This window comes from Mesorhizobium erdmanii USDA 3471 (assembly GCF_000472705.1).
Classification (GTDB): Bacteria; Pseudomonadota; Alphaproteobacteria; order Rhizobiales; family Rhizobiaceae; genus Mesorhizobium; species Mesorhizobium erdmanii.
Genome location: NZ_AXAE01000018.1, coordinates 79,628 through 99,936, shown reverse-complemented (window position 1 = coordinate 99,936; position 20,309 = coordinate 79,628). Strand labels below are relative to the sequence as shown.

15 protein-coding genes are annotated in these 20,309 nt (G+C 57.9%); 6 read left to right on the top strand and 9 right to left on the bottom strand.

All coding sequences use genetic code 11. From position 1 onward, the window contains the following. Positions 1 to 6 precede the first annotated feature (6 nt). Together A3AU_RS0115460 and A3AU_RS0115455 are read left to right on the top strand one after the other, a co-directional pair. Positions 7 to 432, top strand: coding sequence for a hypothetical protein (locus tag A3AU_RS0115460; RefSeq protein ID WP_027053650.1), 426 nt, complete (start codon positions 7 to 9; stop codon positions 430 to 432). Positions 433 to 434: 2 nt separating this feature from the next. Continuing rightward, positions 435 to 1,694 (top strand): caspase family protein, encoded by a 1,260-nt coding sequence (locus A3AU_RS0115455; RefSeq protein ID WP_027053649.1) that lies wholly within the window; start codon positions 435 to 437, stop codon positions 1,692 to 1,694. Between the two features lie 140 nt (positions 1,695 to 1,834). Here A3AU_RS0115455 and A3AU_RS0115450 read toward each other — a convergent pair whose 3' ends face one another. The 3 genes from A3AU_RS0115450 to A3AU_RS0115440 form a co-directional block, all read right to left on the bottom strand. Further along, positions 1,835 to 4,768 carry a phospholipase D-like domain-containing protein gene (locus A3AU_RS0115450; protein WP_027053648.1) on the bottom strand — a complete coding sequence of 978 codons (2,934 nt, stop codon included), beginning with the start codon at positions 4,766 to 4,768 and terminating at the stop codon, positions 1,835 to 1,837. 98 nt (positions 4,769 to 4,866) lie between these two features. Continuing rightward, a complete protein-coding gene (locus A3AU_RS0115445; protein WP_027053647.1) occupies positions 4,867 to 7,686 on the bottom strand; it encodes a caspase family protein in 2,820 nt (939 codons plus the stop codon). Beyond that, entirely contained in the window at positions 7,683 to 8,012 is a 330-nt protein-coding gene (locus A3AU_RS0115440; RefSeq protein WP_027053646.1) for a hypothetical protein, read from the bottom strand. The genes A3AU_RS0115445 and A3AU_RS0115440 overlap by 4 nt, the downstream gene beginning before the upstream one ends. 1,198 nt (positions 8,013 to 9,210) lie before the next feature. On the opposite strand from A3AU_RS0115440, the gene A3AU_RS0115435 reads away from it, so the two are divergent. Then, a complete protein-coding gene (locus tag A3AU_RS0115435; RefSeq protein ID WP_154674600.1) occupies positions 9,211 to 9,510 on the top strand; it encodes a hypothetical protein in 300 nt (99 codons plus the stop codon). Between the two features lie 485 nt (positions 9,511 to 9,995). Here A3AU_RS0115435 and A3AU_RS0115430 read toward each other — a convergent pair whose 3' ends face one another. From A3AU_RS0115430 to A3AU_RS0115420, 3 genes are all read right to left on the bottom strand, one after another. Continuing rightward, complete coding sequence (locus A3AU_RS0115430) at positions 9,996 to 11,099, bottom strand: mandelate racemase/muconate lactonizing enzyme family protein (RefSeq protein ID WP_027053644.1); 1,104 nt, start codon at positions 11,097 to 11,099, stop codon at positions 9,996 to 9,998. A gap of 26 nt (positions 11,100 to 11,125) precedes the next feature. Continuing rightward, complete coding sequence (locus A3AU_RS0115425; protein WP_027053643.1) at positions 11,126 to 12,229, bottom strand: mandelate racemase/muconate lactonizing enzyme family protein; 1,104 nt, start codon at positions 12,227 to 12,229, stop codon at positions 11,126 to 11,128. 144 nt (positions 12,230 to 12,373) lie between these two features. Further along, positions 12,374 to 13,927 carry an ABC transporter substrate-binding protein gene (locus A3AU_RS0115420; protein ID WP_027053642.1) on the bottom strand — a complete coding sequence of 518 codons (1,554 nt, stop codon included), beginning with the start codon at positions 13,925 to 13,927 and terminating at the stop codon, positions 12,374 to 12,376. A gap of 202 nt (positions 13,928 to 14,129) precedes the next feature. On the opposite strand from A3AU_RS0115420, the gene A3AU_RS0115415 reads away from it, so the two are divergent. The 3 genes from A3AU_RS0115415 to A3AU_RS0115405 are packed head-to-tail and all read left to right on the top strand — an operon-like array spanning position 14,130 to position 17,633. Then, a complete protein-coding gene (locus A3AU_RS0115415) occupies positions 14,130 to 15,086 on the top strand; it encodes an ABC transporter permease (RefSeq protein ID WP_027053641.1) in 957 nt (318 codons plus the stop codon). Continuing rightward, positions 15,083 to 15,994: an ABC transporter permease gene (locus A3AU_RS0115410; protein WP_081709556.1), complete on the top strand. Its 912-nt coding sequence runs from the start codon at positions 15,083 to 15,085 to the stop codon at positions 15,992 to 15,994. The genes A3AU_RS0115415 and A3AU_RS0115410 overlap by 4 nt, the downstream gene beginning before the upstream one ends. Next, the gene (locus tag A3AU_RS0115405; RefSeq protein WP_027053639.1) at positions 15,981 to 17,633 is read left to right on the top strand and encodes an ABC transporter ATP-binding protein; all 1,653 of its coding nucleotides are present in this window, start codon (positions 15,981 to 15,983) and stop codon (positions 17,631 to 17,633) included. The genes A3AU_RS0115410 and A3AU_RS0115405 overlap by 14 nt, the downstream gene beginning before the upstream one ends. A 68-nt stretch (positions 17,634 to 17,701) precedes the next feature. On the opposite strand, the gene A3AU_RS0115400 is transcribed toward A3AU_RS0115405, so the two are convergent. The 3 genes from A3AU_RS0115400 to A3AU_RS0115390 are packed head-to-tail and all read right to left on the bottom strand — an operon-like array spanning position 17,702 to position 20,306. Then, complete coding sequence (locus A3AU_RS0115400) at positions 17,702 to 18,826, bottom strand: alcohol dehydrogenase family protein (protein WP_245235495.1); 1,125 nt, start codon at positions 18,824 to 18,826, stop codon at positions 17,702 to 17,704. Continuing rightward, positions 18,823 to 19,929: a mandelate racemase/muconate lactonizing enzyme family protein gene (locus A3AU_RS0115395; RefSeq protein ID WP_027053637.1), complete on the bottom strand. Its 1,107-nt coding sequence runs from the start codon at positions 19,927 to 19,929 to the stop codon at positions 18,823 to 18,825. Before A3AU_RS0115395 ends, A3AU_RS0115400 begins: the two co-directional genes overlap by 4 nt. After that, a complete protein-coding gene (locus tag A3AU_RS0115390; RefSeq protein ID WP_027053636.1) occupies positions 19,926 to 20,306 on the bottom strand; it encodes a carboxymuconolactone decarboxylase family protein in 381 nt (126 codons plus the stop codon). The genes A3AU_RS0115395 and A3AU_RS0115390 overlap by 4 nt, the downstream gene beginning before the upstream one ends. Positions 20,307 to 20,309 lie beyond the last annotated feature (3 nt).

Genomic DNA, 20,309 nt, shown 5'->3' with positions numbered 1-20,309 from the left:
GCGGCAATGAAGATTGAAGTCATCTTGGATACTGGCGGGTCCGCTACCGCTGGCGTGGATCGTGATGCTTTCGTTGCGAATATTCAGGCGGAATTAGACAAACTCGCTGCCGCCGCGGGCACAAAGGCACCTAAGCCAAAGGAGCGGCCGGCGCCTCCTGGAGCGCAAGGCGATCTTTCGGCGCTTCAATGGATCATCGACATCGCGACTGATCCCGCTATGGCAAAGACCTATGCCTCCGCGCTCATTTACGGCATCAACCAGATCATTGCTGCGGCTACGTCTAAGCAGTCGGGCGAAAAACGTGCCCAGAAAGGGGAAGCTTCAGGGGAAGAAAAGCCTATTGTGAAGATCAAATTCCTCGGCAAGGAGCTGGCGCTTCCGGTTGCGACTAGTGTTATCAAGAAAATCCTCGAATCAATCGAGGGTTAGCGATGGTCGACCGTCGGGCGCTTGTGATCGGCAGCTGGAAGGCTGCAGGACGCACCATTCCCACCCCGCAGAAAGTGTTGTCGTTGTTGGCGCGATGGCAAAAGATCTTCGATGAAGATCGGTATGGCTTCAGATCATTAGCTGACCGCGGAGCGAAACCAGTCGCGCTCGAGAACCCGGCTCGTGCTGATATCGTCGCGCAGCTTGATAGCGCATCTGGCATTTCTAGCGAGACCGAGCTGCTGGTGTACTTCGTCGGGCACAGCGTAAGCGAGGGAGCAGACGACATACGCCTCATCCTCGATGTTGATAAGGACGGAAACAACCGGTTCATCCAGCTTAGATCGTTACTCGAGACTATAGCAAGCGAGCGCATTCGGAAGCTCGCCGTCATTCTGGATACATGTCACGCCGGACGAACCGAACAGCAGTTCCGCGTCGCTAGCGGCGACTGGTTCGCGATGTTCGGGACCGGCGACGCCTACGCGTTCGACGCAGCATTTTCTGATGCTGTGCTTCGCGCCCTTGAAGCTCCGATCAGAAAAAATGATCAGCGCCTCGACCGTCGACATGAAGGCATGACCTACAATAAGGTTTTCGAGAACGCCCGCGGGCGAATGATTTCCACCGCATCTCAGACAGGCTCGCCTCAGATTCCACGTGCATTCGGCGAATACGGGAACACTGTCCTTTTGTCAGCGCCGCGCCGTGTTCCAACCGGTTACAACCCCTTCGCCTCCGATCGCAGTATCTACGGACGGGTGTTCCGGCTGCTCCACATTATCCAGACAGGGCCCCTCTCGGTAGACAAGCTGAGGGCGGCGGTCAGGTCCGATCCGATCTTCCTCCTGCAGAAAGAGAAGGGCGGCACTTCCAGGTACGTGTCTTCAGAGCGTTTGAGCGAGTACTTGGAATTTTTACGCAAAGCTCGTTTCGTCGTTCAGCCGGGTGGACTTATTACGCTCACCGAGGTTGGTATTCGAGCCTGCGACTTGGCCGGCTTCAATAGGGAGATCATGGCTGCCATCGAAGCGCATGTGCTCACCGATGGAATAACTTTCGGGTTCCTCGATCAGGTCGTCATGAAACTGCTGGAGGACATGATCCCCCCGACTCCGATTAAGATCCAGGAACGGGCAGCGATGCTGGGCAAGGCGATGAAGTTGGATACGCCCACTCGCTTGGCGCTGTTGCTTCTGCCCTCAACAGGACAGTTCCTCAAAGGATCTGCCGACGCAATCTTCCCATCGGAACTGGGCTAGTGCTCCACTTTCGACAAGTCAGGGCTTCGAAGTAGGTCCAAAGAAGCCACACGGCTTTCGACGTTCGTGGGCTGCCATGTCATGCAAGTCATTCTGGATTTTTCGGCAACGTGAATGTGCACGAAATCCGTTTCGAAGCGTTAGCTCTCCTGCTCTGCCAGCCATGCCGCCAGCGGTATCTTGACCATACGCGGTCTGACGCTCTCGTCTCCCGGCTCGACCAGGGCGACAGGGGGCGCGTTCTCGTCGATTTCCGGCGGCTTGGATCGCAGCCAATCCGCTTGGAACAGGTCCTCGAAATATCGTACCGCGCGCGCGTCGTGGAGGACCAGACTTGCATCACGATTGGTCGTCACACCTTGGCTGGACCAGTTGTGGCTTCCGATGACGACAATCTCGTCGTCGATCAAGATGCCTTTGGTGTGGCAGTGGCCATTGACGCGCACGCGTTCGAGATCAAAACCGCGACGCTGAATGTTGGTCGCGACCTGGCGATCCGTGTCGAAGCCGTTTCGCATGATGATCCTGAAATCCTCGATCGTTGGATCGTTATGCTTGCGCAGCATGACCTCAATCAGTTCGCGGAAGCCCGGGCGATCGCTCCCGTCACCGGACGGCTTGAACGTCTGGTTTTGGAACAGGATGCGCCGTTGCGCGCGATCCAGCAGATCGAGCACGACTTCGGAATAATTGTCTGGCGTGAGCAGCGGATGAACCTTGATCTTGCCGGTGATGGTGAGCGATTTGCGCAAAACGTATGGCGTTTCTATCAGAGCGGCATCGGGCTCCAGATAGTCGATGGGAACCCAAACATATCGCTCGATGGCGGGAGCCTCCGGCCGCGCGGTTTCGCGCGCTTCGATCAGATCTTGCTCGATGTGCTCTCGGAACGTCTTGGCTAAACCGGGATGATCAACGATCGCATGCCACTCGCGATTGTAGTCGTTCCACATTCCGGTGGGCGTGCCGAGGTCGTCACCTTCACCGACCGGCGCCTGATTGGACGATTGCCAATTGCCCGACGACAACCAGAACGCGGCGTTGTCTCGAACCGCAACCTTGATGTGGTAGCTGCTTTCAAAAAGTCCGAAGGCGTTGCTCTTGTAGCCAACCGGCCGATAGACCGAGGCAAGGGAAAACGCGAACCGGTCCGAGAGATCTGTCGCAAGCAGGTCGACAACCTCGGCGTCCTTCAGGTCGTTCTTCTTCGCGCCCGTCTTCTTGAGCGACTCGCCTTCCTGCAGCACGAGCGTCATGGTCGCGCCTGGCCCCGTTAGACTGCCACGGACACCCTCGATGACATGCGGTGCGCCGAAATCGTACATGGCAACCGTCAGCGTCCGATCCACCTTCTTGAGGAAGGATTTCAGTTCGGGCCAGCCCATATCGGGGCTCGCGCACAGCGTGATCGACATGTCGTCCTTGACGGCCTTCAGCTTGCGCTTCTTGTACGCAGACTGCCAGGGAGCCTCGGACGCCGCTTCCAGGTCCAGACCCAGACTCTCAGAGAGCGTAGCGACCGCCACGTCGATGGGATAGCCGCCAATCGAGGCTGGTAGCGGCAACAGACCCATCGAGGTGAGTTCGTCCGGTTCGTAGCGTTGCCTGACGGAAACAACGACGACCGGTTCCTTGGTCATCATGCCTCTGGTCACGCGGTAACCAGGCTTCACGGCGATGACGTCGCGCCGGTTGCCAAGCGCAGTGCGGATTGCTGGGATGGCCGCCTCGATCTGATCCCACGTCAGTCCAGTGAGGAGCGGTGTCATCTTCGGCTCAACCGGTCCTACGGTTGCAGCCGCGGCGGCGGCCGTTGCCCCGCCCGGTTCGCCGAGCGACACGGTGATTGTCAAAGGGATCGTAATCTTGACCTCGTTGTTTGCCATTACGGCCCCTCCCATGGTTGCAACGTCCGGTTCCTGAGCCGGCGGCCTTGCTTCGACCCCGATGATCGGCGGTCGCCGCGCAAGATCGACGGCCTGGGCTATGCCCGCAGGCGTCACCGCGAAGTTGCGTGACAGGAATATTCCCGCCCGGTGATGCCCCACGACCTCTCCGCTTTCCAGATCGACGACGGGCGAACCCGAGTTGCCCGTCAGTGTCGAGCAGTCGTGCTCGATATCTGCCGTCAGTTCGTTCATGACAAAGCCGGGCGCGATTTGCTTGCGCTCATAGCCGTTGAAGAAGATCTCATCCATCAACGTCTGCTCAGGCAAGAACGGGTCCCGGTGCGGATAACCGATGACGGCCACCGTTTTTCCGACGCTCGACGTCTTCGAAAGTGTCAGCGGAGGCGGCACAGTCAATCCCGACTTGCCCTTGATCCGCAGCAACGCGATGTCCGGGAGGTTCATCGGCGCCAGATAGACTACTTCCGCGACGTCGAATTCGCGTTCCACGTCTGAGCCAAATTCCTCGGCGAAGTCGACGTCAACCCCGATCGGAATGCGCCGATCGTCGCCCAGCAGGAAGCGCAGACCGCCGACCGATCGCTGCACGAAGTATTCGGCCACGTGCCGGTTGGTCACTGCGACTTCGGCCGCAATCATCCATGCTGTTCCGACGGAAGGCGCCGCGACGTAGTTCGTCAGTTCGACGCGTCCGACCGAAGGGATTGTCCGGCGAAGCTGCGGCGATGCGGCCACGAGTTTCTCGCGCCATGCGGTGGAAGCGGATTGCGCGAATTCCAGAACAGTGTCGCCATCTTTGATCGCAAGCACCGGGCGGCCGTGCCGCAACGCTATCGACTCTTCCCGAATACGTGCAACGTCCAGTTCCGCCGGGCGTGTCGTCGGCCCGTCGATAACCAGGGTCGGTCCAAGCGCATCCGGCGTCCGGGGCAGTGCCATAGGGCGGAAGCGGCGGTCGAAATCCGGGCGGGGATGGGTGGCTTCGGGCAGGGCGACGATATCGTTCAGGGTCACGGTATTCGCGACACGGTCCTCAATGCGACACTGATGGCGGACAGCCTGCTGTTCGGCGGCGAGTTTCTTCACCAGATCCTGGTCGCGTGCATAGGGTGCACCAAGATTTCGGGCATTCACTTCAACGAGCGTCTTGCCGAGCTCTTTCATGGTGTGACCATATTTGGAGTGGTGCAGTGATTGGCCTGAAGTCTCTTACTCGCAGCGTATTTCTACATTACGACATCGCTTCACGAAATATTCTGTTGCTAGTATTCAGCTCGCGCGAGTTTGAGCGTCAGCCCAAGGGTGAAAATTCGCCATTTCGAGAGTGACGACGCCGCGTCGCTTCTGGCCAACGTCGGTTCCGCCAGGGCGCGAACAATCGCCGCCGCCAGAGCGAGTTTTATCTCAGGCTCCCGCTCAGTGCGCCAGTATGTCCTGAGCCCTCCAAGCGTTTCGTTTCGGCGAGCCGGCGGCATTCTCGCAATTGCGGCGTCGACAATTTGAACTCCCGCAAGGCGGGCCGCGGCGTCTGGAGCAACGCGCAACTGGTCGCGCAACATTGTCGCGTCTAGTTCCGGGTTTGATTGGTTTGCAAGCGCGACGGCCGCCGCTTCGGCCACTTCTGTGAGCGTGTTGGGTCGAACTCCGAACCGCAGACCGTCCGCCAACGCGCGTTGCAAGAAAAGAAATGAACGAGGATCTTTGGCAGGGCCGCCTGCTACACTGGACCCGAGGACAAACCGGGAGAAGGCCAACAGATGAGCGAACCGCAACCCCGCGACAAGTTCAATCGCTTCTCCGCGCTCGCCCTTGTCCTCGTTGGTGAAGACCACTGGCCGTGGCTCAGCGTCCGAGCTTTCGATGACGCTCATCAAAGCGTCGCGTTGAGCCGGCGAAAGGGTTGTACCGGAGCGTGCAAGCAGACCCGCAAGCTCCACCTCGGTCTCACTCGGCGGCAAGACATAGGCGGATACATCCAGCAATGCTCGGTAGCGGGGATCTAAAGTGGTAGCCGCTCCTGCGGGCGTGCGAGCTATGATGTCGATTGCCTGCTCACTTCCCTTACTATCGCCACGGGCGGCACGCTCGGTGGCATAGTCCATCAGCCGATACACGAGCTCGTCCGGCAAGTGCCGTAGGTCTGCTACCGACCGTAACCATTCACGACCATTGACAAAGGCGCGCTTGCGGTCAGACGCGTCGCCTGCAAAGCCCAGCATGTCCAATACCCAGACAATGACATTGTCGGGCAGCGCGCCATGCGCCGCGAGGATACGCAATGCGATGCGCCCTTGATCGGACGTTGCGCGCCCATTGGCCCAAGATAGAACGCGCTCGGGATTCCCGTTCTTGCCCAGCGCTGCCAGAACATGTGCCGCCACGTCGGCGCAGCCTGCCATAAGGCCCACGAGCCGTGCTCGCTCGCCAGCGGTTACCGGCTCAAGTGCGCTATCGCTTCGTCTCGCCGCGATCGCGGCGGCTACATCCGCCAGGGCATTCACCTCCGAGAGCGTTGGTCTTTCCGTGAAGCGCGCTGCGATCCTGGCAGCTGTGATGGGTTCGTCAGGGGCCGAGATGATCGCAGTATATTCATCGCGCCATACGCGGTTTGCTTCGGTGAACATTTCGGCGATCTTTGCCACCTCTTCATAGCCGACTGCCCCGTCGGCACGCGCGGCCAGGGCCAGGCCTCGCAACCAAGCGGCGTACGCCTCCGGTTCTGATAGTCGAAGATAAAAATCAAGCTCATCCGACTGTTCCTGCGAGATCGGATCGTCATTGCAGCTCGCCTCTGTCACATTGCTCCGCCATTGGATTTTCCAGACGTCATCAAGGGTCGTGGCGGGCTGCAGTAGCTTGGCCTCGGCGGCCAACTCCGTGGCCGAGTCTGTCGCAACCGTTCGGATAGGCACGATCCGAGTCGACGTTGTGCTGAGGCGTTCGACAGCATCCGGATAACCTAGGCGGACACGCCACTGAGCTGCAGCATCCGCGTTGAGGTAGGCGTCGAGGAAAGCATCCGCCCAGCGTCGCACGCCGGCCCGGTTCAAACCGGGCCAGGCATGCAGCCCCTGTTCGTTCAGCAGTTCTTCATGGACAACAGCATCCCTCAGATCAGATACCTCGACATCTGTCTCAACGCGCCGTTGCCAAAAACCGATATTGAACGGTGACAGCCATTTTGGGCCTGGCCGAATCTCAATGTGACCGGTTCCGTTGAGCGCCGGTCGCCATGTTGCGTATGACGTAAGGCAAGCCCCCGAAACCAGCAGAAGCGCTAGTCCGGCGATGATCTGTCTGCTTCGCCGCAAGAGGACCTGAAAGGTCGTGATCGATCTTATTGCCTGGGCTTCCGGCGCTACGGTCGGTAGCGAAAGTGGATCATCACGAGGGCCGATCAGAAAAGGTTCCTGAGCTTCGCTTCGCTTGAGCGCAAAGGCGTGGCGCGTGACATCACTCGCAACGTCATCGAAAAAATCGCCAGCTACCCGCTTCTCCCCACCAAGTTGGGAGGGCGTGCGGGTCAACGCTCGAGCAACGGCATCTGCGAATAATGACCGTTTAAAATAGGGGTCCTCCCAACTCTTCTGGTCTGATCGGGAGGACGCGAGACAAAGGCGCGAAGCTGGACTGCTCGTCGTGCTGAAAAACGTTTCATTGTCGCCATAGGCGCCGGCGTAGCAGGCGTCGAGAAGCAAGACGACATTGGCGGCCTTCGATCGGGCAAGAACCAAATCGATGTTATGAGCGCTAACCGCCGCCTTCTCAGGCAGCTGTTCATGGAGAAGGAACTGAAACTCGTTGCCGACCCCTATGCGACCGTGCCCGCCAAGATACAGGACAAGAAGGTCGTACTCTCCCGTTTCCGACGCCAACATCTCTTCAAATCTGGCGAGGGAGGCGGCTTCATCAATAATAATATGATGCTTGCATTCAGGACCGGGCCAAATTCGTTGAAACAGCGCGCTGAGGTCGCAAGCGCTCTTTGCCAAAAAGCGCAACGGTGCCTCGCCCGGCTGGAGAATATTTGTCGGGTAGGCCGAGATCCCAATACAGATCGTCAGCGTACGCTGAGCTTTCATCCTCGCAGAAAGTCGCGCACCGAGGCCGGTTTTGCGCCCATGCCTCCGCCGGGCTCAGGGGCGGCCTTCATAAGCTTCTGCAAAAGCATGGGAGCGGCCAGTCCGATCTGAAATGCGATCAGCGCATCGGCCTGACTGCCGAGCTGCAACCATGCCAACCCGCCACCTAAAAGGATCATGCCAAGCGTCACCACCCAGTAGAAAATCCTTTTGACATATTCCGGGAGATTCGGATTCTCTCGCAATCCCCACCAATGCAGAAGTTCATTCGCGGCGCCACCCGCGACGCCTACACCGAACACCGCCAAATCAGATTCGAGTGCCATTTGTCCCTCCCATGCGGTAACCATCGTCTCGTTCGAAGCCGCCCAAGCATGTTCCTATACAAATCGCTTTAAACCGCTTCTGCTGATACCTGCGCTTCGGCATGCTAAGCGAGAACAATGCAGACTATGGCACAGCTTCAAACCAAGTTACACTTGAATTGCGTCAAAGAGTTTGGTGGAGATTGGTGTGCTTCTTCTGTAAGATCTCTTGAGATGGAAAATCCGTCATTATCCGGCGGTTGGAGAAAGCAGCTGCCGTTATCCTGACCCGGAATGTGTCGGACGTCTTTCTCGCCGATATCTAGACGAGCCTCCCGAACTGGTCATTGAACCGTTTGGAAACGCGCGTCGCAATCTGACCAAATTCGGGGCTTCGGCGCAGGACTTATTCGATCTTCTCGGAAAGCAACGACTCACAAAGCTTGGGAGGCGGCCGCGTTCGCACACAGCGGACTATAGCCACAAGTTCACGATCTGTGCTTCGAAAGTCGCATAAAAGGGCAGTCTGGAACCGGTGTGATGTCCGGAATTATTTGGCATTTGATGGGGTTTACCAGTCCGGAATTATGGGCCGCAGGTGTTCAGCCTATACGATTGAAAACAAGAGGATTTTCAGGTCGAGGAGAGGGGCTCCCGATCCAAAGACCGGGTTTACCAATGGCCACAATCACAGCTAATTCTGGATTGGCGTTAAGTGGTTGAATCAGCGTGGAAGTTAAGCGCCTCTATTGGTCAACCTGCTTACGGTCGGCAACGGTGTGACGTCCGGAATTATTTGGCGTTTCACGGGGTTTACCAGTCCGGAATTGTGGGTCGCTTGTGGGTGGCCTATGCGATTGAAAACAGGAGTGTTTTCTGGCTGAGGGTAGGAGTTTCCGATCCAAAGATCGAGTTTACCAATGGCCTCAATGACAGTTAATTCTGGATTGGCATTAAGTTATTGGATTTGCGTAGAATATAGCCGCCCTTATTGGTAAACCCGCTCACGGTCGACCACGGATTGGTCAACCCGAAACGACAGGATTGGTAAACCGAAGCAGCCCTTTCGACCAAGGTCCAACTGTGCGCCTTCAGGCGCGCCTTCGCAGGCTGCGTGGCGATGCAAGGTGTGATTGTCACGACAGATATAACTCCAGCTGTTACTCGGTGGTTCTGTTCTGCCGCCAGGGAATAGCGCACGATGTCGAGGAAAGAGTTCGTGCCACTCAACCTGCTCGCCAAGTTGGCAGGAATCTCTCGACAGGCAATTTGGAAGGCCTGCCTGCGTGGCAACTGGCGAGGGCACTCGCTGGAGGTGCGCGTCATTCAGGGTAAGGGCGGCAACGCGGGCAACCAGTGTGACGTCCGGAATTATTTGGCATTTCACGGGGTTTACCAGTCCGGAATTATGGGTCGCTTGTGGGTGGCCTATGCGATTGAAAACAGGAGTGTTTTCTGGCTGAGGGTAGGGGTTTCCGATCCAAAGATCGGGTTTACCAATGGCCTCAATGACAGTTAATTATGGATTGGCATTAAGTGATTGGATTTGCGTAGAATATAGCCGCCCTTATTGGTAAACCCGCTCACGGTCGACAACGGATTGGTCAACCTCAAGACGACAGGATTGGTAAACCGGAGCAGCCCTTTCGACCAAGGTCCAGCTCTGCGCTTTCACTGTCGCCAGTAAGCAGATATTCGGGCGACAATCGGGAACAGCGTGCGACGCCGCCTGCACTAGCGTGAGACACGTCGGCCACGCCGCAAATCGACCCGGTTTGACCGGGCGCGCGCAATACCGACACGATCTTCTAACCTTGGCTTAATTCCGGAGAGAGACAGATAATTCCGGACGGCACAGTGGAATTGGGCCTAGCTTCTATCCGTTCAGTGAGCGACTGACAGGACGCGGTTTCCTCCATTTCGCTGTGCCGTGGCCGATGAATACGGGGCCGAGCGAGAGCTGCTCGAAACCGTAGGCTAAGGCCAAACTGGGCATGAACGGGGCTAGTGGTAAGACGCGACCGGCGCGCCCAAGCTCTCGAAGTCGGGCTCAACCCCCAGCCCAGGCGCATCGGATGCAAACATCTTCCCTTCGCTGGTGAATGGACCAGGGATGCCGGTGCGCTCGTTATTATAGTTATGCAGATCCGTCGTATTGATCAGGAACTCACTGGGGGTGGAGGCGGCAAAATGCGCTACTGCTGCCGTGGTGATTTCGCCGCCCCAGCTGTCTTCGGAAACAACGGGGATGCGATTATCGATAAGCATATCCCGCATGCGGCGCGCCTTGGATAGACCTCCTTGCTTCGAGATCTTTAGACAAACGACTTCCGCAGAGCGATCAGCAATTACGCGCCTCACCATATCGAAGCTATCAATGCATTCATCGAGCTTCATCGGCAGATCGACCTTGCGCCTCACCTGCATGCACTCGTCATAGCTCTGGCAGGGCTGCTCCATGATATAGTCAAGATCACGGGTGGCCTTACCCACACTGAGGGCTTCGTCGACACGCCATCCTTGGTTTGCATCGGCAAAGGCCTTTTCGCCCTGAAGCAGATTTGGCACGGTTGCGCGAATGCGTTCTATATCGTCTATCCAGTTAGCGCCGACCTTAATTTGAAACTGCCGATAGCCCTGCTGACGAAGGCTGTTCATCTCATAGACCATCTCCTCCGGAGCTTTTTGGGGCGCGACCTTATAGAGCGGAGCGCCATGCGTATGCCGTCCCCCAAGCAGCATCCAGACAGGCTGTTCGACCGTCTTGCCGAGAAGGTCCCAACAGGCTGCGTCGAATGGGGCCTTGGCATATCCATGACCGCGTATCGTGTTGTCCATGATCCTTTCAATCACCCCGACCTGCCGCGGATCATGTCCCATAATAGCGGGCGCGAGCAGTCTCGCAGCCGCTTCAGCCCCTTCGCCATGGGCTTCCATATAGTTTTCCCCGCAGGGGCAGAATTCACCCGCACCTGTGAGGCCGGCATCGGTGCCGATAACCACGACCGTCGATCGAGCGGTCGCGATTGCATTGCCTCGGCCCCATTTGTACACGCCGCCGATGTAGGTGAGGTTCTTGCGATAGATATCGACGGAAGTGATCTTCATTGATGGTAGGGCTCCGTTGTGTTGGCCTAGTCAATGATTGCACTCGCTTGACCAAGCACGTCAGGGTCAGGATTGACGCCGATCCCCGGTCCGTCAGGCGGCGAGATCTCACCGCCCCAGCGCGAGGGCGCGCCGGGGTCCAGACGCGGCGCGACATACCCGGACAGGTCGCAGGTGTTCAAAAGCCGGCTGACAGGGGTGGCGGCGGCCAAGTGGAGTAAAGCGCCAGTGGTGACGTCAGATCCCCACGTATCCTCGATGCACATCTTGGCGCCGAGGTGCAAGCACAGATCGCGAAGACGACGAAGCGGGCTCAGTCCACCTGATTTGGAAAGCTTCAAAGCTACGGCATCCATGCAGCCGAGATTGTAGGCATGTAGCAAGGAGCCGGTGTCATAGCCGTTTTCATCGATTTTCATGAGGAGGCCGGTCGCTGCCCGGACTGCCGCGCACTCTTCCAAGGTCGCGCAAGGCTGTTCCAGCATGATGTCGAGTGACGCGACGGCTTTGCCGACGCGGGTCGCGTCTAGTCGGGTCGCACCGCAATTCCAGTCTCCGTAGACGAGAGGACCAGGGCCAACCGCCTCGCGCACTTGACGAAGCCGCGCTACATCGGTTTCCCAATTGTTGTCGGTACCCAGCTTGACCTGGAACTGCCGCATCCCTTCAGTGAATGCCTCCCGCGCGATGCGCGCCATTTCGTCCGGTGCAATACACGTAATTGAATGATATAGTGGCATGCTTAGCGCCTGCCGTCCCCCGAGGAGGGCGTAGAGGGGCAATTTCGCAGCTTTGCCTGTGATGTCCCAAAGGGCCAGGTCTAGCGCGGATTTCGCGTAAACGTGTCCCTGCAGCCATGCGTCGAGCTTGCTCATCAAAGCTTCAGGTCCGACTGGGTCGGCCCCGATGATAACAGGCGCCATGTATTCGAGCGCGGGGCGGACGCCTTCCGCATATGCGGGTAGATAGTGGGGGATCGGGCACACCTCGCCCCACCCCGAGATGTCTTCATCGGTATCAACGCGAACCAATACCGATGTCACAGTATCGCAAGTCTTTCCGCCGGCCATGTGATAAGCTACATGGCTGGTCAGGGCAACTTCCCAAACCACGATCCGGGTTATTTTCATGCTGGTCCTTGCCCATGTCTAAGCACATTGAACTAATTGGTTCAATGCTGTGGTAAATACAAAGTGCACCCGAAGGAGGGTGCGGTGGAAAGACGTGTCACCCCGAAGAATACAGTCCCCGGGGTGATCTTATGCTGCGCTTTTCTACTCCGTGAACCAAGCGCGCTCGGCCAAACGCGCGCCCGCCATTGAGCGAACGAGATCAGGACCGACGCCATCGACCTTCGTGCTGTAGCCGTCCAACGTAGCAGGGAACGCGAAGATGCAATTGCCGCCGTCCTGGCTGCAGATCGCCTGCATTTCCTGATACATCGACCGACGCTTGTCCACGTCGAGTTCCGTGCGGGCGCTTTGCAGCATTTGGCTGAAGCGGTCGTTGCACCACCTCGTTTCATTCCAGGGAGCATTGCACTTGAACGCAAGCGAGAACATCATTCCGGGCGTGGGCCGTGTACCCCAATAGGTCGTGAAATACGGTCGTTTCATCCAGATGTTGGACCAATATCCATCGTCTGGTTCTCGCTTGACGGCGAGATTGATTCCGGCGGCTCGCGCTTGCTCGGCCATCAGGACGGCTGAATCGACGGCGCCCCCAAAGGCGGCGTCGGCGGCACTAAGTTCCACATCGAGCGACGTAAGCCCGGCCTGCTTCAAATGCCACTTCGCCTTGTCTGGATCGTACTTGCGTTGCGGCAAGGACTTGTTGAAAAACGGGTCGTTGCTCGCGATCGGCTGGTCATTGCCGACTTCGGCAAACCCCGAGAAGATGCTGGCAACCAGCTTTTCGCGGTCAATTGCGTATTTGACTGCCTCGCGGACATTGTTGTCCGTATACGGCTTGTTGCTGATGTCCATGGCGCTACCGACGTACGCGCCGCCGACCGTCTCCACGATTTTTAGCTGCTGGTTTCGCTTTACCAACTGCACGATCTTCGGCTCGATACGGTCAACCGCGTCTACAGCGCCTGTGGTTAGGGCATTGGCTCGAGCTGTAGCGTCATTGATATAAGTGAATTCCACCCCGTCGAACCAGGCGCGATCGGCTTTCCAGTAGTTCGGATTGCGATGCGCACTAAGCGTCACACCCGGCTGGAATTTATCGAGGATATAGGGTCCCGTCCCAATAAACGTGGTCCAGTCTTTAAAGCCCTCGGGCACGATCTGAAGGTGGAAATCGCCGAGAATAACCGGAACGTCAACGTCGCCGGTTTTGTGTTCAATGACAATGACGTTGGGCCCGTCGGCGCGAATGTCCGCAAAATCCTCAAGGAGGCCCTTCGCCGCCGACTTGGAGTCCGCTGCGATATGCCTTTTCAGGGAGTAGACCACATCGGCTGAAGTCAGCTTCTTGCCGTTCGTGAATTCCACACCCTTGCGCAGCTTGAACGTCCACGTCTTGGCATCTTTGCTGGCCTCCCAGCTCTCAGCTAACTCCGGAACTGGGCTCTTGTCCGGCGCGAGCTCGACTAGATTGTTTCCGAAGAGCCATCCACTGGCATAATTAGGATCGGAAAAGTAGGACATGGGATCGAGGCTGTCGGCGGTTGCGCCCTGGGAATAGCCTATGCGTAAGGTTCCTCCTCGCTTAGGGGTCGAGGCCAAAGCCGGGCCGCCGCGCAAGCTGGCGCCTGCAATCGCCGCGGCGCCGGCGACGAGCAAGGTTCGCCGCGTTGGGCGCCATGACAGGTGACCATTCATGGAAATTCTCCCATTTATACCCCACCCTGGTTCACCGCTGTTGTGGGGCGAAGAACAGCAGCGCTTTGATGAGCATGCCAACGGAGGTCCTTCCCGACTTATTCGCTTTGTCCGACCATCCGCTGGTTGACGAAGGTACGATTGTTTTATTAGGCTGTCCATACAAAAACATTTGTGCCATGATCGTTTGGCGGAGGGGCCATTGGGAAACATTCCAAAGCTGATCATCAAGCGCCTCGCGCTAGGGGTTTTTGTCCTATGGGTGGTGTCGCTTTTTATCTTCCTCGGGGTGTCCCTGCTTCCCGGAGATGTGGCGACCGAAATCCTGGGCCAGTCAGCCCTCCCTGAAACGGTCGCGGCCTTTCGACACGAACTGGGGCTCGATCTGCCCCTTCACATCAGATATGTGCACTGGCTCGGTGGATTGCTTACCGGGGATCTCGGACACTCTCTCGCAAACGGGCGTGCAGTCTCACAGTTGATAGGTGAGCGGCTGGGCAATACCTTGTTCCTGGCAGGCGTTGCGGCCTGCTTCTCTGTACCGGTGTCCCTGCTCTTGGGGTTGCTCACGGCGCTTTATCGCGGGTCGGTTTTCGACCGGTTCACGAACGCGGTCACACTCACATGGATCTCATTTCCTGAGTTCTTCGTCGCCTACATCCTGATCATGTTCTTCTCCGTCCAGGCAGGCTGGTTTCCCAGCCTGTCGACGATGAGAGAAGGCGACAGCTTTGCGCATTCCCTCTACTTGGTGACGTTGCCGGCACTGACGCTCACTCTGGTCGTCACCGCGCATATGATGCGCATGACACGTGCGGCAATTATCAGCGTTCTGGGCAGCCCGTTTATAGAGATGGCAAAGCTGAAAGGCATTGGCCAGCGGCGGATCATTGTGTGGCATGCGCTACCCAATGCCCTGGCACCGATTATCAACGTCGTGGTGATCGATCTCGCCTACCTCATTGTAGGCGTTGTCGTGGTCGAAGTTGTATTCGTCTATCCAGGACTCGGGCAGCTGATGATCGACTCGGTTCAGCGTCGCGATATTACGGTGGTTCAAGCCTGCAGCCTAATCTTTGCAGCCACTTACGTTTTGCTGAACATGTTCGCCGACGTGTTGGCGATTGCGACCAATCCGAGGCTTATGTACCCCAAATGAGTACTCCCGCTGATCATTCCCCCCCGCTGAACATAGCCCCGGCCGACCGGCCTCATCGCCAGGATCCCGGCCGCTTTAGGGCATTGCTCGAAGGCCTTCGCCGGGCGCCTGTAAGTGCCTGGTTCGGTCTTGTCATCGTGGCCATCTATGTCCTGGTTGCGCTATTTGCTTCCTTGATCGCCCCATACGGGGAAGGCCAGGTGGTTGGTTCACAGTTTGATCCGTGGACCGCCCAGCATCTACTGGGCACCGACAATCTTGGTCGGGATACCCTGTCGCGATTAATATACGGCGCACGAAACACCGTCGGCATCGCGTTTCTAACGACATCGCTTGCCTTTCTTATTGGCGGCAGCGCGGGGCTTGTTGCGGCTGTCGTCGGTGGTTGGGTCGACCAGGCCCTGGCGCGACTGATAGATATCCTGATGGCAGTCCCGCAGCTGATTTTCGCCTTGCTGCTGCTTACGATTTTTGGTGCGTCGGTCACTTCGTTGGTTTCGATTATTGCCGTGCTCGACGCGACGCGCGTCTTTCGCCTGGCGCGCGCGGCGGGAATGAACATCGCGGTGATGGATTATGTGGAGGTGGCGCGCCTGCGCGGTGAGGGGCTGATCTGGATACTCTCGCGAGAGGTGTTGCCGAACATTTTGCCTCCGCTCGTGGCCGAGTTCGGTTTGCGTTTTTGCTTCGTTTTTCTCCTGATCAGCTCCCTTTCGTTTTTGGGCATCGGCCTGCAGCCGCCCACAGCGGACTGGGGCTCCATGGTGAGGGACAACGCAATTCTTATCACCTACGGTGATATCACCCCACTGTTGCCCGCCGCCGCCATTGCCCTTCTGACGGTCGGGGTAAATTTTCTAGTGGATTGGTTTCTGCGCGAGACGAGCGGTTTAGATGACGAAACTTGATAGCGTCCGCGGCACCAAAGGCGACGTCATACTGGACGTGAAAGGCCTCCGAATCCGTGCCAAAAGCAAAGCCGGTTGGGCCGAGATCGTCAAAGGGATTGATCTCACGCTGCGACGCGGTGAGATACTTGGTCTCATCGGCGAATCCGGTGCCGGCAAGTCGACGATAGGGCTTGCAGCGCTCGGGTATGTTAAACCCGGTTGCCGGATCACGGATGGGACCATCCTTTTCGCCGGCGAAGATTTAAGCGAACTTTCCGAGGCAGAATTGCGCCGGCTACGAGGCGTAAGGATCGCTTACGTCGCTCAGTCGGCGGCAGCTGCCTTCAATCCAGCGCACAGGCTTATCGATCAATACACCGAAGTTGCCGTCGTTCATGGTATTCGCGATGCTGCGTCCGCGCGCGCTCAGGCAGTAGAACTTTATCGAAAGCTGCATCTGCCTAATCCGGAGTCCTTCGGCGAGCGCTTCCCGCACCAGGTTTCCGGCGGCCAGTTGCAAAGGGCGATGGTGGCGATGGCGTTGGCTTGCAAGCCGGATATCATCGTCTTCGACGAGCCCACGACCGCCCTTGACGTAACCACCCAAATCGAGGTGCTGGCAGCGATCAAGGATGTTGTCCGCGACTTCCACACCGCGGCGATCTATATCACCCATGATCTGGCGGTCGTCGCCCAACTCGCCGATCGCATCATGGTGCTCCGGCACGGCGATCTGGTCGAAGAAGGCAATACCCGGCAGATCTTGGAACAGCCTTCGGCCGACTATACCCGCCAGCTACTGAGGCGTGATCCTCCAAAACGCGACACAACGACCGCAAGTCGAAACATCCTAACGGTCTCCTCCGTCGATGCCGCCTACGGCTCGATAAAGGTCCTCCATGACGTCAGCCTCTCCGTAGGGGAGGGCACCACAGTAGCGGTGGTGGGTGAATCAGGCTCAGGAAAATCAACGCTCGCCCGCGTCGTCACCGGCCTGCTGCCGTGCAGCAAAGGTACCCTTATGTTCGATGGCAGAGCGATTGATTCCTCGCTCAGACGCCGCAGCCTGGATTTACGGCGGCGCATCCAGCTAGTTCACCAAATGCCCGACACATCGTTGAATCCGCGCCACCGGGTGCGGGAGGTACTTGGGCGGCCATTGAGCTTCTACCACGGGCTCATGGGGCGCCTTCGAACAGCACGCATCATTGAGCTGCTTGAGCAGATCGAGCTCGATCCCACTTTTCTGGATCGCTTTCCTGAAGAGCTTTCAGGTGGCCAGAAACAGCGCTTGTGCATCGCGCGAGCGTTAGCCGCGAAGGCCGATCTGATCATTTGTGACGAGGTGACATCGGCCCTCGATCAATCGGTGGCGCAGGGCATCCTTAGGCTGCTGATGGACCTGCAAAAGAATCTGCGGGTTTCATATTTGTTCATCACGCACGACTTGCAGACCGTTAGAGCTATCGCAGACGAAGTCGTTGTGATGAATCAAGGGCGCATCGTTGAGCAAGGCCCGAAGGACGAGTTCTTCGCCCCTCCACATCATCCTTACACGCAACTCCTGCTAACCTCGGTTCCGCAGATGGATCCGGACTGGTTGGACTCGATCCGAGAGACCCGTGCAGCGCTGGCCAGAGCCGTCAGCCTAGCCTGACAGGCTTCAACCGATGGCTTAAGTTACAGGAGCCGATAGCCTCCTACGTTGGAGACTCGCTGCTAGTGCTAGTGTGTGGTCACCACGATATTCCCGACGTGCTGTTTGTCCATAAACGCCTGCTGCGCCTGGCCTAGCTCCCGCAGAGGGTACTGTGCTGCGAGAAGTGGCTTTAGCAGTCCCTGCTCAATGAGGCCTACAAGTCGCTTAGCCGTGCCCGGTGGCACAATGGTTGCGCCAGTGAGTTGCAGATCCTTGTAGATGAGCTGTCGCAAATCGAACTCGACCGTAGGCCCTGAAATGGCGCCGGAGCTGGAATACCGTCCTCCTTGGCGTAAAGCCTCAATCAGATGACCGAAAATCTTGCCTCCGACGACGTCAATCGCGACGTCGACCTGGCCGCCTGCCGCTGATCGGATTGCCTCGGACAGAGCAGGCGTGTTTCGATCGACTACCGCAAATGCGCCAAGTTCTCCAAGGCTGGCCACCTTCGACGGGCTTGCTATCGCAATGACCCGCGCTCCGCGCAGCCGACACAGCTGCACCGCGGCCGATCCTACACCACCCGAAGCTCCCGCGATCACCACTGTCTCACCGGGACGAAGCTCCGTTCGCGCCACCAGGTTCTCCGCTGTCGTGTACGCGCAGGGGAATGTTGCAAGCTCGGCATCGGAAAGGTCGGTGTTAACACGCAGCGCATTGCCGGAGCGTACCACCGTATATTCGGCAAAGCCGCCATCGCACTCCGATCCGAAATAGATCGCATTGGCAAGGTCCATCCACTCACCCGTGCCAAGCAACCAAGGATCTACTATGACCCGCTCACCAATTCGCGCGGAATCCACCCCCGCACCGACGCCGACGATAGTGCCAGCGACGTCAGCGCCCTGGATCAATGGGAACCGAACCGGCGCACCACCCCAGCTTCCTTCCTCTGATCGAGCATTGGCAAAGCCATCGCTGCCAGTCGACGGCGTAATGCCATCTGTCACCGATTTGGAGTACCAGGCCGTGCGGGTGTTGATGTCCGTGTTGTTCAATCCACAGGCACCGACTCTGATCAGAACCTGCCCATCGGCCGGTACCGGAATGGGCCAATCTTCACGATAGTGGAGTTTATCCAGGCCGCCATGGCCAGTCAGTACAACGGCACGCATTACGGCTTGTGAGCTCACGCGGATCTCCTGGATCAATGGAACGTCGAGACCGGTGTCCCAAGCTGGTTGGGGTCGGGGCTCACGCCTAAGCCAGGCGCCGAGGGGGGCGTGGCATAGCCTTTGATGTTCCGCGCCCCTTGGCCTGGAACAGGATCGACGGCCAGGTGATGATGGCAAAGCCAGCTCGCCAGCCTGTTTTCGCGCGGAGTGGAGGACGCAAGGTGTATGGCTGCCGTGTCGGCTAGGGCGGATCCCCCGAGATCCTCCAAATGCATCTGCCAGCCGACAGACACGCCGAAGTCGCGAATCTGCCTTGCCTTAGTCAGCCCGCCAACGCGATTAGGCTTCACCTTGACGCCCTCGCACGCACCGAGCTTCCACGCATCAAGATGATCCTGGAAGCTATGTAGACACTCATCGAGCATAATAGGCTGTTTCACCCGGCTTGCCACTTGCGCGCATTGTGCAAGGGTTTCGCAAGGCTGCTCGACCCATCCACGCAAGGCGACATTGTTCAAGACTTGAACCGCAACGGCAGGAACCCAGGCGCGGTTTACGTCATAGGTGACAGTTTCGTCTGGACGCAAAGCCGCTTCGATGGCCTCGATTCTCGAGATGTCAACGACAGGGTCACTGCCACCAACCTTCGCCGAATGCGTCCGATATCCATGCTCGTAGGCCTCACGGATCAGCGCGATCATCTCGTCGTTCGATCCGGTAGAAATAGACGAGTTGACGGCAACCGGGTCGGCATTGTCGCCTCCAAGCAACCGCCAGAGAGGCATTCCAGAAGCGCGCCCCAGTATGTCCCAGCACGCCATGTCGAGTGCTGATTTGACGTAGAGGTGACCAGGTAAGGCGACGTCCATCGTGCGATTGATGGCGTCGAGAGCGCAAGGATCTTGGCCCAATAGAGAGGGTGCTATGGTTTCGATTCCAGCACGAATGCCAGGCCCATGGGCTGGGAGGTAAGTGTTGCCCCAGGGGCATCCTTCACCCCAACCCGTTATTCCTTCATCGGTGTCGATCCGGACGAACGTGCTGTCGAGCTTATCGAACCGAAGTCGTCCTCCCGATAACCAATACGGTTTCGAGAGAGGGAGGTCTACCTGCCAAACCGTGATACTGGTGATCTTCATAGCATCCCTTGCTCCTGCAGCACTTTGCGGGCAACGCGAAAGCACTCGAGCGCTTGGGGAACGCCGCAATAGATGCCGACAACGTGGATTACAGCGCGGATTTCGTTCGTCGAGACGCCATTGGTAATGGCGCCCCGGCAATGGGTTTCCCATTCATGCATTTTGCCCAAAGCGCCGATCATGGCGAGGTTCATCAGCGAGCGCGTTTTGGGGTCAATCGTTTCATCTCCCCAACCGAAACCCCAGCACCAAGCGGTCATCGCTTCTTGAAACGGTCGGGTGAAATCATCAGCCGCAGCGAGATTGGCTTCGACGTACTTTGCTCCTAACGTGGCCTTGCGCTTGGCAAGGCCGACGTCAAACAAATCCTGTTGCAACGG